This window comes from Halalkalibacter suaedae, assembly GCF_017939705.1.
In the GTDB taxonomy this organism is placed as follows: domain Bacteria; phylum Bacillota; class Bacilli; order Bacillales; family Bacillaceae_D; genus Halalkalibacter; species Halalkalibacter suaedae.
The window spans coordinates 1-15,340 of record NZ_JAGKSQ010000016.1 but is presented as its reverse complement, the minus strand read 5'-3'; the positions used below and the strand labels follow the sequence as shown (position 1 = coordinate 15,340).

General features: G+C 35.3%; 17 protein-coding genes and 1 rRNA gene. 1 reads left to right on the top strand and 17 read right to left on the bottom strand.

The genetic code is table 11. From position 1 onward, the window contains the following. Positions 1-195: 195 nt before the first annotated feature. Both J7W16_RS20960 and J7W16_RS20955 read right to left on the bottom strand, forming a co-directional pair. The gene (locus J7W16_RS20960) at positions 196-435 is read right to left on the bottom strand and encodes a DUF6171 family protein (protein ID WP_210599413.1); all 240 of its coding nucleotides are present in this window, start codon (positions 433-435) and stop codon (positions 196-198) included. A 15-nt stretch (positions 436-450) separates the two neighbouring features. Then, complete coding sequence (locus J7W16_RS20955; protein WP_283246070.1) at positions 451-1,938, bottom strand: alpha-N-arabinofuranosidase; 1,488 nt, start codon at positions 1,936-1,938, stop codon at positions 451-453. 455 nt (positions 1,939-2,393) lie between these two features. Here J7W16_RS20955 and J7W16_RS20950 point away from each other — a divergent pair, with 455 nt between their 5' ends. Further along, on the top strand, positions 2,394-3,329 hold the full coding sequence (locus J7W16_RS20950; protein WP_210599411.1) for an ArsR/SmtB family transcription factor: 936 nt from the start codon (positions 2,394-2,396) through the stop codon (positions 3,327-3,329). Between the two features lie 161 nt (positions 3,330-3,490). On the opposite strand, the gene J7W16_RS20945 is transcribed toward J7W16_RS20950, so the two are convergent. From J7W16_RS20945 to rrf, 15 genes are all read right to left on the bottom strand, one after another. Continuing rightward, entirely contained in the window at positions 3,491-3,922 is a 432-nt protein-coding gene (locus J7W16_RS20945) for a hypothetical protein (protein WP_246880141.1), read from the bottom strand. A gap of 47 nt (positions 3,923-3,969) precedes the next feature. Then, the gene (locus J7W16_RS20940) at positions 3,970-4,764 is read right to left on the bottom strand and encodes a carbohydrate ABC transporter permease (RefSeq protein WP_419095870.1); all 795 of its coding nucleotides are present in this window, start codon (positions 4,762-4,764) and stop codon (positions 3,970-3,972) included. A gap of 83 nt (positions 4,765-4,847) precedes the next feature. Continuing rightward, positions 4,848-5,726 (bottom strand): carbohydrate ABC transporter permease, encoded by an 879-nt coding sequence (locus tag J7W16_RS20935; protein WP_210599409.1) that lies wholly within the window; start codon positions 5,724-5,726, stop codon positions 4,848-4,850. 68 nt (positions 5,727-5,794) lie between these two features. Then, positions 5,795-7,060: an extracellular solute-binding protein gene (locus J7W16_RS20930; RefSeq protein WP_210599408.1), complete on the bottom strand. Its 1,266-nt coding sequence runs from the start codon at positions 7,058-7,060 to the stop codon at positions 5,795-5,797. A 586-nt stretch (positions 7,061-7,646) separates the two neighbouring features. Beyond that, a complete protein-coding gene (locus tag J7W16_RS20925) occupies positions 7,647-7,820 on the bottom strand; it encodes a hypothetical protein (RefSeq protein ID WP_210599407.1) in 174 nt (57 codons plus the stop codon). 41 nt (positions 7,821-7,861) lie between these two features. Next, positions 7,862-8,239 (bottom strand): permease, encoded by a 378-nt coding sequence (locus J7W16_RS20920; protein WP_210599406.1) that lies wholly within the window; start codon positions 8,237-8,239, stop codon positions 7,862-7,864. Positions 8,240-8,264: 25 nt separating this feature from the next. After that, on the bottom strand, positions 8,265-8,471 hold the full coding sequence (locus tag J7W16_RS20915) for a helix-turn-helix transcriptional regulator (RefSeq protein WP_210599405.1): 207 nt from the start codon (positions 8,469-8,471) through the stop codon (positions 8,265-8,267). Between the two features lie 161 nt (positions 8,472-8,632). Beyond that, positions 8,633-9,214, bottom strand: a complete 582-nt coding sequence (locus J7W16_RS20910) for a histidine phosphatase family protein (protein ID WP_210599404.1) — start codon at positions 9,212-9,214, stop codon at positions 8,633-8,635. An 88-nt stretch (positions 9,215-9,302) separates the two neighbouring features. Further along, positions 9,303-9,569, bottom strand: a complete 267-nt coding sequence (locus J7W16_RS22040) for a pentapeptide repeat-containing protein (RefSeq protein ID WP_346726983.1) — start codon at positions 9,567-9,569, stop codon at positions 9,303-9,305. 2 nt (positions 9,570-9,571) lie between these two features. After that, positions 9,572-9,781: a pentapeptide repeat-containing protein gene (locus tag J7W16_RS22035; RefSeq protein WP_246880140.1), complete on the bottom strand. Its 210-nt coding sequence runs from the start codon at positions 9,779-9,781 to the stop codon at positions 9,572-9,574. A gap of 957 nt (positions 9,782-10,738) precedes the next feature. Beyond that, entirely contained in the window at positions 10,739-11,518 is a 780-nt protein-coding gene (locus tag J7W16_RS20900; protein WP_210599403.1) for a Cof-type HAD-IIB family hydrolase, read from the bottom strand. A 389-nt stretch (positions 11,519-11,907) separates the two neighbouring features. Then, the gene (locus J7W16_RS20895) at positions 11,908-12,381 is read right to left on the bottom strand and encodes an immunoglobulin-like domain-containing protein (protein ID WP_210599402.1); all 474 of its coding nucleotides are present in this window, start codon (positions 12,379-12,381) and stop codon (positions 11,908-11,910) included. 240 nt (positions 12,382-12,621) lie between these two features. After that, the gene (locus tag J7W16_RS20890) at positions 12,622-13,536 is read right to left on the bottom strand and encodes a hypothetical protein (RefSeq protein ID WP_210599401.1); all 915 of its coding nucleotides are present in this window, start codon (positions 13,534-13,536) and stop codon (positions 12,622-12,624) included. Then, on the bottom strand, positions 13,523-14,476 hold the full coding sequence (locus J7W16_RS20885) for an ABC transporter permease subunit (protein WP_210599400.1): 954 nt from the start codon (positions 14,474-14,476) through the stop codon (positions 13,523-13,525). The genes J7W16_RS20890 and J7W16_RS20885 overlap by 14 nt, the downstream gene beginning before the upstream one ends. Positions 14,477-15,044: 568 nt before the next feature. Then, positions 15,045-15,160 (bottom strand): 5S ribosomal RNA (rrf, locus tag J7W16_RS20880). Between the last annotated feature and the right edge of the window lie 180 nt (positions 15,161-15,340).

Genomic DNA, 15,340 nt, shown 5'->3' with positions numbered 1-15,340 from the left:
TTTAACTAATAGAAAATCCAAACAATAACAGTTGGCAGATGTAAACCGCTCCTGAAATATACTTCGCTAAGTGATTGCATTGTTTGGTATTTCAGTTAGACACTTTAGTTATGTCCCAGTCTCTTTCTAACCTTTCTTTCTTGGTGACCAATTGTTTATACTAATAGTTTTAATAATCTCTAATTAGACTTACTATCACCACTTTGCATGACCTGGATAAGGGCAGCCCTTTTCTTTGGATAATGCCCGATATGTCACAATATCACCAGCATGCTGACATGTTGTTCCATATAGAAGCGATGGACATGCCTTACAAATCGATACTCTCTTTTCATATAACCAATCAGCTACAGATTGAACCTGATTAAATGCTACCTGATCCTTATCTAACTTAACATTGGTCCCACAACTTTTACATTGTCTTGCTGGAATCATATCACACCTACCTACTTATCCAATCGTAACAACAGCGACAGCCATCGCGGGCAATGTAACTGTCAGCTCATCCCCTTCAACAGTAAAACTTTCTAAAGCTTCTGGTTTTACATTTTCAGGTTGATCAAATGTGTTATGAGCATTCGTTTCAGATGCTGTTAAAAGTCTGCCTGAAATCTTTTCAATACGATCCTGTAAACCACGTAGTTGAATTTTCACTTCAGTTTCTTCCTTATGGTTTAAATTACATAAACTAATGTTCACTTTTCCTGCTTTGTCTCTAGAAGCAGATGCACTAACTGATGGAAGCTCTTCACCGTCTAATTCATACGTATTACTTTTCACATCAATATCCAATTTAGTTGCATCTTGATGCACCTTGAACATTTCAAATACATGATAAGTTGGTGTAAGAATCATTTTTTCTCCCTCAGTCAAGATCATCGCTTGAAGAACATTAACCGTTTGAGCGATATTAGCCATTTGTACACGATCACTGTGGTCGTGGAAGATGTGGAAGTGTACCCCGGCAACAAGGGCATCACGAATCGTATTCTGTTGGTATAAGAACCCTGGGTTTGTACCTGGTTCTACATCGAACCACGTTCCCCACTCATCAACAATCATTCCAATTCGCTTTTCGGGATCATATTTATCCATAATCGTCGAGTGTTTAGTAATTAATTCATCTATATGTAACGCACGCTTCATCGTAATAAACCATTCTTTTTCACTAGGATCTAAGGCAGCACCCTTACCTTTCCAGAAGTCACCAGGAATCGTGTAATAATGTAAACTTAAACCATCCATTAACCAATGGGCCTCACGCATCAGCACCTCAGTCCAACGGTAGTCATCTATATTTGCACCACCAGCAATTTTATAAATCTTATTTTCACCATAATTTCTTACATACGTTTGGTACTGACGGTAAAGATCAGCATAATACTCTGGTCTCATGTTTCCACCGCAACCCCAGTTCTCATTACCAACACCGAAATACTTAAGATCCCATGGCTTTTCTCGACCATTTTCTTGTCTCCAATTTGCCATTGGTGATTCACCATCAAATGTCATGTATTCAACCCACTCAGACATTTCTTGGACTGTCCCACTCCCAACATTCCCACAAATATATGGTTCTGTTTCTAGCATGTCACAAAGCATCATAAATTCATGTGTTCCAAAGTGGTTGTTTTCAACAACTCCACCCCAGTGAGTGTTAACCATTCTCTTACGACTTTCTCGCGGACCGATTCCATCTTTCCAGTGGTACTCATCAGCAAAGCATCCTCCAGGCCAACGTAAAACAGGTATATCAATATTTTTTAATGCAGCCACTACATCGTTTCGAATCCCATTAGTATTAGGAATTGGCGAATCTTCACCTACCCAAAAGCCTTCATAAATACATCTCCCAAGATGTTCGGAAAAATGTCCATAAATGTTTTTATTAATAATCCCTTTTTCGATATCTGCATTAACAACTACTTTATTCGTCATCAAACTACCTCCTATATAATTAATCATTAAATTAATTTTAATGATTTTGAATACGCTTACTTATATACTTAAAAAAACGCCTCATACGCTTGGTTCAAAGGCTCATTTCATCCCATCACCCCTTGAATATAGTAACAGCAATAAAGTACATTTCTCTACCATATAAAAAGCATAAAGTTGTACGTACAATTAATAGTTTAAACCTTAGTGACAGATTTTACAAGGGATTTATTAGAATCATTTTTAATTATTTTTAAGCCCTTACATTTAAGACCACTCTATTTTTCCACTTCTGTATATCACCTAATTAAATGCAAAAACAACATTGTTTTTAGATCATCGTTGCAATAGCACTAAATGAAGATTAAAGTAATATTTGAGTAGGTATTCTCACTTCCTCAGAAGCTAGTGTACAACAAGTAGAAAACTTAATTATTTTTTGGAGGATCGATATAATGCAATTAGATATTTCAGCACAGTCTCTTCCCGTATACGAGGCATTAGCAAGTCAAGTAAGATTAAATATTATTCACCACTTAAGTATACGTCCTATGAATATAAGAGAGTTGGCTGATGCCGTTAGTTTAAGTAGTGCAATTATGACCATGCATATTAAGAAACTTGAGAAAGCAGGCATTATTCGCACCGAAATGATCCCTGGGAAGGCGGGTATACAGAAATTATGTGTATTGAATGTAGACCTAATCGAAATCAACTTCCCTCATCTAGAAGCACGTTTTAACGAATGTCATCAAAGCGAATTATCTGTTGGACATTATACTGATTTTGCAGTCGAACCGACATGTGGCTTAGCAACCGACCAAAAAATAATTGGTGAATTTGATGAACCGCGATATTTTCTTGACCCAGAAAGAGTAAACGCAAAAGTGATTTGGTTTAGCAAGGGCTACGTCGAGTATAGAATTCCCAATTTTTTACTTTCTAGTCATCGGCCACAAGAGTTGGAAATTTCATTAGAGCTATCTTCAGAAGCACCTTTAACAAATGAAAATTGGCCCTCAGATATTTCTTTTTACTTGAACAATATTCACCTAGGTTGTTGGACAAGCCCTGGGGACTTCGGAGATCGTCCTGGCAGATATACTCCTAGTTGGTGGCCAAAAGTGATTAACCAATATGGCATATTAAAGCTAGTTAGAATTACTTCGAAGGGAACCTTCCTAGATGGTAACAAAATTTCAGAAGTTACCATAGAAGATGTTGAAATTCGTAGTAAGCAATGGACCTTCAAAATTTCGAATGAAGACGATGCTGCACATATTGGTGGCGTCACTATTTTTGGGAAAGACTTCGGTAATTATAATCAGGATATTATTTTTCGCCTTTTTTATACAAATGAAGAGAAAGGCAGAAATGACTTACCAGAATAATTAATTGCAATAAAAAAAGAAAAACACTCATTTTGTTCCTGCCGGAGAGAGGATGGATGTTTTTTTGTTTTTACGATCTAAAGTTCACAGGAACAGATTTTAAACTCTCTCCTTGAAATTTATCTCTATTCGAACAAGTAGAAACTTTTCGGTAGCTAGTTTCATACAACTGCTGTTTTTGTTAACTTTATCGCTTTATTTTTCGCTAAGTAAATTACAAATGCAATTAGAAAGATAAGAAAACCGATTATATCCATTGAAGCTAATTGTATTAATCCCCAAATCCCAATCCATACTAGAACCTTATTTTGAATCTCGTTATCTTTTATTTTTACTGCGATTAGGAAATTAATAACTGCCCCAACAAGCATGAAAATACCAAATAGCAAGATGACTTGTAGGACATTATTGACCATCTGCGACCCTGCGATCATCGTATTAAGATCCGAATTTTCTAGACTTAGAGAGCCTTCTCTGTCGAACCAATTATAGTAGCTGAATATCGTTAATAGTGATGTAACTAAGTTCCAAAAGGAACCAATGATTAATAATTTCCTTTCTAATCCTCTGCTCATCTTCAATGCTTGATCCATGACTATCAATCCTTTAGCAATAAAAATAATTTAACAATACTGATTACTTACCCTTTAATACCTGAGTTCAAATTGATGGCTTGAACAAAATATTTTTGTGCAAAGAAAAATAATAGCAATGTTGGAATAATCGCGAGTATCGCTGAACCCATTAGTTGTCCAATCATTCGGTAATTCCCATACACATCTTGTAAAAGAAGCAAGCCAGCTGTAACCGGCATTTTCTGTACATCGGTGTAGACGATAACTGGCCATAGAAAATCATTCCATGAACCAACAAAGGAGAACAAACCACAAACAATCAATATTGGCTTAATAAGCGGTAAGACGATTCTAGTAAAAATAACAAAATCACTTGCTCCGTCAACACGAGCCGATTCATCAAGTTCCCTGGGTATGCCTTTCATAAATTGTCTTACTAAAAATATGTTCGCCATACCAGCCACACCCGGAACAATCATCGCCCATGGTGTGTTAACCCAACCTAACACATCAATAATTTTGTAGGAAGGAATTAAGTTAACGACATTTGGGAAAAATGAGATTGCTAGTAAGGTAAAGAACATAGCATCTCTGCCTTTAAACTTCATTCTTGAGTAACCGTAGCCAGTAATCGAGATGACAACAATGACCAAAAATGTATGAGTGACTGCAATGAATATTGAATTCCAGATCCATTGTAAAATTGGTGCAGATGATGTGTTAGTTAATATCGCTACATAGTTATCAACAATCCAGTTAACTGGTAACAATCTAAATCCTTCATTTACCACTTCTGTTTGGGATCGAAATGACGTTGTAATGCCAAATACTACAGGAATTACCCAGATAACACTAACCATAGTTAGAAACAAGTACGCTAGGTATTTTGATATGCTAGTCTTTTTCCGCAAATGAATCGCTTCCTTTCTCTTTCCGTTAATTCTTAAACAGCATTTCTATTCATCAAGTAATATTGAAAAGCAGAGATCACCAAAATAACTAAACCGAGTAAAACAGCCATAGCTGATGCCATACCTGCGATTGATTGGCCATGGCTGAATGCCAAATCACGAATATACATCATTAAAACAGTTGTACTCTCTCTTGGTCCACCATCTGTCATCATCAATGGTTGAGCAAATACGTTAAACGAACCAGCTGTTGTCATAACAAGAGTATAGATTAACGGAAAACGTATTGACGGTAAGGTCACACTAAGGAATTTACGTATTGGTCCAGCCCCATCAATTTCTGCAGCCTCATACAAGTCCTGTGAAACACCGTTAATGGATGCTCGGTAAATAATCATATTACCACCGATCCCAGCCCATATTGTTATAACAATGATCGTAAGCCATGCATAAGGTTGAGTTGCTGCCCAAACAGATTCAGCTCCAAACACATTATTAACTACACCTAGTTGTTTGTTGAAAATCAACGACCAGATTAGTGCTGCTGCTGAGATTGAAATCAAACCGGGAATATAGATAAGTGTTTGAAATAGATTCTTCAATTTAACATCTTTATGCTCTAGTGAGGCCGCGATTAATAATGGAATAACGATCATTAATGGAACCGTTAACCCGACAAAAATGAATGTATTCTTCATACCGTTAAAAAATTGGCTATGGAAGGTTGAATCTTGATCAAAGAGAATCGTTTTATAATTATCTAGACCAATCCAGACCGGTGCACTAATTAAGTTCCAATTCGTAAACGAAGCATAGATACCAAAGATCGTTGGTAATAATATAAAAACGATAAACAGGATTAAATGGGGTCCTACAAAGAAAACAAATGACAAATTCAATTTCTTTTTCATAGTTATACCAAACTCCTTTGTATAAAAGTAATGCACCAATTAAATTGGCACATTACTTTTTCTAGGTTCTATTCCCCTTCTTCTTCGGTAACTGCATTCTCTAGATCTAATGAGCCTTCAGCTACCTTATCTTCTACAAATTTCTGCATCTCCTCTAAACCTTCATCAACACCAATTTCACCATGAACCATATCAGCAGCGTAATTATCTAACGCTTCGGCAATATATGGATAGTGCTTATCAGTGTAGATATATAAAGACTCTGTTTGCTCCTCAGTTGAAGTAAAGAACGATTGAATATAATTTTCGTAATCTGGGCTATTAACAACGTCTTCACTAGCTACAATCTGTCCAGCTTCAGCCCATTCAATAGAATTCTCACGAACGAACTCTAAGAACTCACCGATGCCTTGTTCTTTTTCATCCGTTCTTTCTTCACTACTCAACAAACCGAATAAATGAGACGATGCTCTGTTATGGAACGTTTCAGGCTCATATGCATAAATATTTGTTACACCAAAGTCTAAGCTTTCTACTGTAGCATGGCCGATAGAACTCCATGTCCCGTCAGTAGAGAACAATACGTTACCAGATTGGAACATCAAGTATCCATCCTCACCATAAGGTGTCATTAATCCAGCATCTTTTAATTCCTTAATTGATTCAATCGCTTCCTTCATTTCAGGAGTGTTAATAGTTGGGTTTCCATTCTCATCTTGGATTTGCCCACCTAAGTTTTGAATCTGTGCGAATATAACCCAGCTTAGAAGAGCGTCATTCAACACATACTGACCTTCGTCAAGCTTTCCTTGAAGTGATAGCATTTCATCAAATGTTACAACATTATCGTCTAAAAAGTTCTCAACCCCATACTTAGCAAGTAATTCTTTATTGTAGTACATTGCACTACCATGAATATCCAACGGAATCGTATATTGAGTCCCATCAACATTCCCTGCTGTCCAAGCCTCTGTTAAGAAGTTATCTTCCTTAAGCTCTGGCTGTGCGGACATAATTGAAGTTACAGGCTCTAACAAATCCTGTTCCACAAAATTCGGCACACGGTCAGCATGAATGATAGCTAAATCCGGAATTCCGCTACCTGAGTTCAAAACAGTGTACATTTTTGTATACATATCAGAGGTAATGACATGCTTCACTTTAAATTCTGGGTCTGTCGCATTGTAATCAGCAACAATTTGATCCATATTCGCTCCATCATCACCTGTGAGCGGTGTCCAGAACTCGATTGTATTTGGATCTTCACCACCACAACCAGTTAGCATAATTGCCGATAAGGAAATCGCTAATAAAATCTTTGTTACTTTTTTCATTTTCTTTTCCCCCATAACTTTGTAGTTTAATAGTTTGTTATCAGAGAAATACAACTGATAACGCTTTCAAACACAAAAATATAATATTATCTACACATCACCTCCTAGAATCATATAAAGTTTCCATCTTCTTGTACGAACGTAAATAAAAACAATAAATAATATAAAAACAATATACGTACAAGGGGAAAGAAAATTCTTGTAATTGTTAGTCATCTCTTATGGTAAATAGCAACAAATGATTCAATGAATACATAATCTTTTACTTAATTGTACGGTCATCTTGTTACTCATATTCCTAAAATGGACAACTAAAATAAAAAAATTTACTTTTTTAACCATCTTCGATTAATTCATCAGTTTTTGAAAGGCACGACACACTCAAAATTGTTGGAATTTAGATCAACAATTTTGTTTCTGTTAATCACTTTATCAATAAGTTAATATTATGAAAATTGACTGTACTCATGAAGAATATAAAAGCGTATCCCCATCTAAAAAGCGATAAACCTAGTAATGTATTATTCAAAAAAAGGAAGGACCAAAATACATTTGGTCCTTCCTCATTCCTATTTTTTCATCCTAATTACTCCACAATAACCAAAAGCAAAACGGATAGAAATATAACTCCAAACAAAATCAACAACCTGAAATAACCCTGTTTAGTTAATGCTTTATTTGAATCTCTATGATTTTGAGTAATCATAATTGAGACAAACATTCCAACGACAACTACAGCCAACAGGATATAAATCTCCATAATATCAACTCCTTTTCACTCAATTTCTTGTTCTGCGATCATTAATACATTTTTGAGAAAATCACAAAAGAAAGAAACACTGTACAAATCATTAATGTTGATAGGATTTGAATCAATTGGCTTGCAGTGAAATAGATGAGTTCAAATTGTATGCCAACGTTGAAAATGATTAGATAGCTCATTAAGGCAACAAAAGAAGCAAACATCCCTTTTGCTCTAATAAGCTTCATACGTTCGTCTTTTTGTTTAAATTGTGGATAGAGATAACTCATGCAAAAACTCATAACCGCCATCGCGAACATTAAATATATACTTGAATGCGGTGTCTGCTTTGCAAGTATTCCAATCACGATCAAAAAGCAAGAAAGAACAAAAAAGAAACTACCTAAAATAAAAAATAGCTTTCTAAAATAATCCATCACATAATCCCACCTTTTCTCAAGACTACTTATTCGTTTTCCCTTCATAAAGAAACAGGTCTTCAATAGTCGTGTGAAAGATTTTAGCTAATTCAAATGCGAGCGGAAGAGAAGGTGAATACTTTTCTTTTTCAATTGAAATGATCGTTTGCCTCGATACACCAAGTTTCTCCGCTAATTTATCCTGGGAGAACCCATGCTTTTTTCTATACTCGACTAGCTTATTTTTCACCCTTATTCACCTCTACTTACAGTTTATACGTAAAGGAAACTTAACGTCAAGTGACCTTTACACAATCTATAAAAAGAAAGCTCGGATAAATTTCTCCGAGCTTTCTTACGCTCCACATTCTATATATCTTTCTTATTATACAGCGGAAAGTATGATCATCATTAACAACAAACCATTTCAATCCAATCAGTTTCTTTAAGAAAAGCTTCTCTTGTTAATTTTGTACCTGTAATTAATTGTCTATAGGATGTAATCGTACCATCATGTGAAACAACATAGACTCTGTTGTTACTTTGTTGCTTGCACCATAAAATAAATTTCTCTGCTAATTCATTGAATTTAGCTTCTGCTAATGTATTGATTCCGTTAGACCAGATTTCCTCTGATATATTGGCTTCATAGGTCAAATGAGGAAATTCTAATTCTAAATATTTACGACTCAGTAACACATCACAAGGCAATGTCTGACCTTCTGGGAGTTGTGGAAACATTCTAGGGCCGACCAAGGGATTAACAATAATCTTGCATTTAACTTCTTTACTCCAAAGAAGAGCCGTTTCCACTGTCCTTCTTAATGGACTAGTAATTACAATATCTGATTCTATTAAAGGAAGTTCACTTATAAGTCGACTCGCCTGGAAAACGCCGTCTTTCGTTAACTTAGGGTCTTTTATTTGAAGACTATTGGGCGGATTTAATGTGTGCTCCCCTTGTCCATGCCTAACAAATACTATTTTAGTCATACTGAAATTTGTCCCCTTTACCTAACAAAAGATGCTATCCTATACTCTCTACCTCACCATGTATAACATATACTGATTAGAAAAGACCCTAACTTTTTTGTTCAATTAGATCTTTAATTAGAACACCATTAATCTTCAAACCATTAATATCACAATTCGTTATTTCCATGTTTGTTAAATTACAATTCACTACTTGTCCATTTGTAAGCTCACAATTTTCGAAACGAACTGGCTTGTATTGACCATCACTCTTAAAATTAGGATCACCTTCCTGGGGCAAAACCACGTTATGGAATTCAGTACCAAATAAATGAACATGATCTATTACCGCATTACTAAAATTGGCATGTTTAATACTTAAACCAGATAAATTAGCATTGCTAATCTAATCTTATTTTTCTGCATATTAATATCGTTCATTGATACCTGACTCATATCTACATTATTGAAATTCGTATTGGCTAGACTCACATTATTGATTTCAAGTCCTTGTGCATTCACTTCTTCCCACGCCGAACCAGAAATATCGGTCTTCTGTAAATTAATTTTCTTACTAATTAATCCCATAACAAGTCCTCCTAAAATTTCATTTGTTATTATTTGTAATAACTATTCAATGCTTCTGTAGAAATACCCTCTTACATTTTGAAAAATTTTACATATAAAACAAAAAAAGAGACATTCTACATTGTAGAAATGCCTGATAGTTTAGATAGTATAGAATTCAATGTAAAAGGCTTCCGATCTATCCACCATATGCATATTCATTGATGTGTTTGATTACAAAATGTCCGGGATTAGTAGTGGTCACTAATGAAGATGATACCCTTGATATTAAAATAATCCTCAACTTAGTCCTTACATTTAATTGAAGATAATTGTATATCCTAAAACTAATCCCATTTTGATTGAAAGAAGGATTTAAGTTATGAGACATATTTTTTTATCGATATTATTACTATGGTTAAACTATCGAAAGCAAACATGGAGACTTATGCCTCTATTTTTTCGACCATTACTGTACATCGTATTCATCAATTCTTCTTATTACTATTTCTTTAAAAAACATATCCTGTGGGAATTACAGTCAAACACTCTAAAATTAAAGCAATTAAGAATTATTCATATCTTTTGCATTACACCACTTATCTTCCTGTTATGTATGGCAAATTTCCCTAAAGAGCATGTCCTTTTGCAAATCAAGCATATCTTGAAATGGTCTTTACTATGTTCGTGTTTTGAATTCATTGGTCTTAAGCTTAAAATGATTTATTTTAGAAATGGCTGGAGCCTCTTCTGGTCGTGGACGATGTACCTTTTCCTCTTTGGTTATGGTTATCTATACTCCACCAAGCCTGTATCTGTTTGGAAAATAACGCTACCAACATTAGGCTTCTATTTGATCAGATTTAAAGCACCAGTAAAAAAAGTCATCATACATGGACCTTTGCACAGTTTTTTAAAAAGTTATAATTACTAGTACAGTTGCCAATGAGTCGATTGGTGTTCTTTAAATAGGTAGGTTTATAATAAACCAACCATTTTAAGACCATGAACGATACCATCATCTTCAACGGATTTTGTCACATGCTTTGCAACTGCCTTAACCTTGTCCTCTGCGTTCCCCATTGCAACACTATTTGTTACTGTTGTAAGCATCTCAATATCGTTTAAGCCATCACCAAATGCATACTGACGCTCTGAAGTAATCCCAAGTTGGTCAACAATCTTCTTAATCCCTATTGCTTTTGAACCACCTTTTGGAAGAATATCAACTGACACCGGATGCCATCTTACAAAGTCAAAGGCATCAAATCCATTTTCATACTGTTGCTCCGTGCCTTCAGGACAAAAAAGAAGAGTTTGATATAAATCACGTCCTTTATAATATAGAGGATCATGAGTTGGAAAACGATCAATTTTTAACGTTTCAATGCTTTCGTTAATATAGTTATGCTCCGGTACATTCGCTTTCATATCTTCATGGTCCATAAAAACAACAGGATGATCGTTGTTTAGAGCTACTTTAGTCAGCTCTTCAAGGGCAGGAATATTCAATGGGTTGGTATAGAGTACCTCACCGTTTAAAACAACATACTGACCGTTGTAACTAACATATGTATCAATACCCAACTCTTTACGTAAATCCTCAAACATAAAAGGGGCTCTTCCTGTTGCAATTGCAACAATATGTCCGGCTTCCTTTAACTTAAAGATTGCCTTTTTGCTTGAAGAAGGTAATTCCTTATCGTGATTTAACAGTGTCCCGTCTATATCAAAAAATATAACACCTTGTTCTTTCATTCTCTCTCCTACTTTCAAAAAAATTTGTTGTTATTTCTGCTGCAAAAGACTTCAATACTTTCTTCATTATAAAAATAAGGAAAAAATCATTTGAAGGAAAGGATCATTTATAGTATTTAGTTTCCTACCTAGAAATCCACCAAACGATAAATAGTGCAACAGCTATTAGCAACCATATCAGTGCTTGCCGATTTTTATTCACCAGTTTGTCTCCCCCTTGTGAAAGATCATTCTCATCTCAGTTTAACATAATTAACTAAAAAATCTCTAAATGATCTTCCAATGAAAACATTGTGACTACTCTGCTTGAAGATTAACTGAATAATAACAGAAATATGCTATGTACATTTCTCCTTAACTAATTTTCAAAATAATAAGCAACCATTCCTTTAGTCCTGAATTGTAAAAGTTGAACCGAGTACAAATTGTTTCCCAGCCTGTGTATAGAAGCTTTTGATTACTCGGTACTCTCCCTTACTCATTGTGTAATCAAGATCCGAGATATGAATTGTTTCCTTCTTTGGTTCCTCTGGATCAAGAATATAGCCAATATCAACAAATTCATGTTCCTCATTAAACGGTATTTTGTACCAAACCCCATCCTCCAACTTCTCCAATTGATAGTTCTCACCATAAAGAACTGATTCTGGGCTTTGATTGCTTAATTCAATGGAAATCTGTTCTATACTTGAAAGGTATTGATCATTAGTTGTTTTCATACTTAATACGAAATCATCTTTCTCAATGATGGTTGCAATGTCATCCTCATATTGACTTGGCTCATCGAGATTTGTAGCTTGTGAACTACATCCTGTCAAAAAAATAATTAAAAAAAGCAAAATTAGTAATCGATCTCGTTGCATAATATCATCCCTTTCTTTCTTTTTCTAACTGTTTTGTCGACAGTTCCATTTCCTTGATTTGTTTTAATCTAAGATTAATTAACTTTATTTTTTAGTTATTCTATTAGTAATTCAATACTGAAGACATAAACCCTCTTATAAGAATTTCCACGTAAAACTGAAAGGATAAGCCACACTGTTCGCATCTCTTCCAAGATAGAAGAAAAAACGAGTCTAAAAATCAGACTCGCTTGATTGATATTATTCAAGTTTCCTAAAATATTTTAAGAGGCCATCTCCCAATAAAATAAATGTCAGCATTGAAAAAGCAATGAACGACGCGGCAGTAATTGGTACCCAGGGTGCACTTATCATATTGTTAAAAATATTGTTAAGATATACGGGCCAAACATTCGAGATGTTTTCTATACCATAAACCGTTTGACCAGGTCCACCAGCTCTTTGGAATAGCTGTTGTGAAAGAAAGATATTAAACAAACCTAGTTGCCCAATTAAGAAAAGGATACTACCTATATGCGTAATAAAGCTAGAAAGCCAGAGCGGTGAACAGCTTGGCCAGTAATACCATTTCCACATACCAAATACTTTAGTCCCCATTGTTTTCGCTGCCTCATAATATGCAGTTTTTTGAATCTCTTTAATGCTCTGAAAGACCAGTTCCGCCATTTTACCAATTTCCAAAATAATAATTAAGACAATCATATAGATTGGTCGATGAGGAGAAAGAAGAAAGACTGGAATTGTACAAACAATTAAAATTAGGAATAGTGCAGGTACCCTCGAGAAGAGTATATTCCAGCCCTCAAGTATGATTCTTAAAAATGGAATATGGCTTGCACCTAATCCAAACGGAATCGCAAACGCAAAGGTAACGATTGATATAATGAAAACTGTTAGTAGAGTTTCTCTTGTTCCCATGATCATCGCACTATACATATCATGGCCTTCCGAATCAGATCCTAATATAAATTTGTCTGAAGGTGGATATGGTGGTAAATGAATATCCAAATCTGTTGTTTTCCCATTAAAATAATAGCTTGTTTCCGAAACCTCCTTATCTACATTAGGGAGATGAGGTCCAAAAAGGAAAAGAAACAAAAGAAGGACAAGACCAAAACCACCAAGCCATAACGTCGGGTATTTAACGCTCCTCATCAACTAACCCCTCCCCTCTGACTGGTGATAAAACATGAAGAAGGATTTGGCTAATAAGCTGGACAATCATAAATATAAACATAAAGATTAAGCTAAAGCCGATAACAACTGGGATATCGATTGGTAGCGATTGTCCTGGAATGATCGAATCTTTAATTTGTATAGCTTTAATTAGGCGGGTTCCCATTCCGTTATACATTGTCATGTACTCAACGACAAACATACTTGACACAAGTGTTAATGTAATAGGAAGAAAATGTTGAATTAATTTAGTCCAACAATTTCGTAACACATGATTCCAGAGTATAGATTTTTCAGGAACACCCTTCGCCTCTGCGGTTTTTATGTAATCTGCATATTCTTCATTCTCCAAGTATTCGGTTGTATAACGAGCAATTAAAGCGGCCGGATACATACTAAGAAAAAGTGCTGGTAAGATAAAGTTATACCAATGTTCATCCCCGTATAAGTCAATCTGTGGTAAACCCCATCTATGTAGCATTGATAGCAAAAGCTGAATTAACAAAATTAAAAAGAAATCAGGAACAGATTGTGTTACCCATGTGCCTCCTTGTCCAATGACTCTCCATAAACCAGTCCGATGCCTATAATCAAAAACTCCTTTATAAATACCAAAAACAATACTAAGCAGTAAGGCTGGTACGAACACGAAAAGAGTTCTTGTACCATAACGAATTAGCTCAGTTTCAAAGGTTTGATTATAGTTCGTGATCCCAATACTTTTATTTGACCACACATTGCTAATATACTCGATCACGTTATCCTTATAAGAATCCCATGTGAACTGATAAGACATGACATCATCGTTCCCATCACGATAGGACTCGGTATTTCTTGGTAATAGAATAATTAAAATCAAAATAACTGCTAAGCTAAACCACATTATTAACGTTTTTATTAATCGAATGAATAAATTCATAAACCTGCTCCTTTAAACTCTCTCTACAATGAATACTTCACAAACTATCATACTATAACAAAAATTAATAATCCTTTTTTTACAGTTTTGTACATATGTTTAGTGTGTAAAGGATTGTACTCGCTGTTTAAGAGAGAAAAAGGCCTTTTGGATAGATTAGAGGAAGCAGCAATGTGACTCCAAATGTTGCACGCCTGACATGAGATCGACTGAGAGCAAGCTTAAGAGAACGCAACTATTGCACTCATTGCTTAGAGACAGCTAGAAAAACGTGAAAACCATACCTTTTTCAGTGGCCTCGATTAAGATATAGAGAAGCTATTGTATGTATATACTACTTACTATCTTAAATTATTAGTTTACTAGCCAAATTCAAGGCTTTACTAACCTATTTGAGATAGTTACTAGTAATATGAAGGATTTTTCTTGCCATTTTTATTGCTTATGGAATTTAATAGTTTTACTTACGAAGAGAAACAGCTTGTCTCTTAGGGGGCATGTTGCCATTCAAGCCATTCCACGTTTTTATGCATAAAAAAAGCATTCCTCAAAGGAATGCTTTTAGAGTGCCCGGCAACGTCCTACTCTCACAGGGGGAAGCCCCCAACTACCATCGGCGCAAAAGAGCTTAACGACCGTGTTCGGCATGGGAACGGGTGTGACCTCTTCGCTATCGCCACCAGACTATGATGTATTTTTATAAAAATACACTTGAACCTCAGAATCCAAATGGACCTTAGTTCACATTGAAAGAAATAGTTCTCTCAAAACTAGATAATACGCAAGAAACAAATCAAGAATTGTATTGGATAAGTCCTCGACCGATTAGTATCTGTCAGCTCCACGTGTCGCCACGCTTCCACA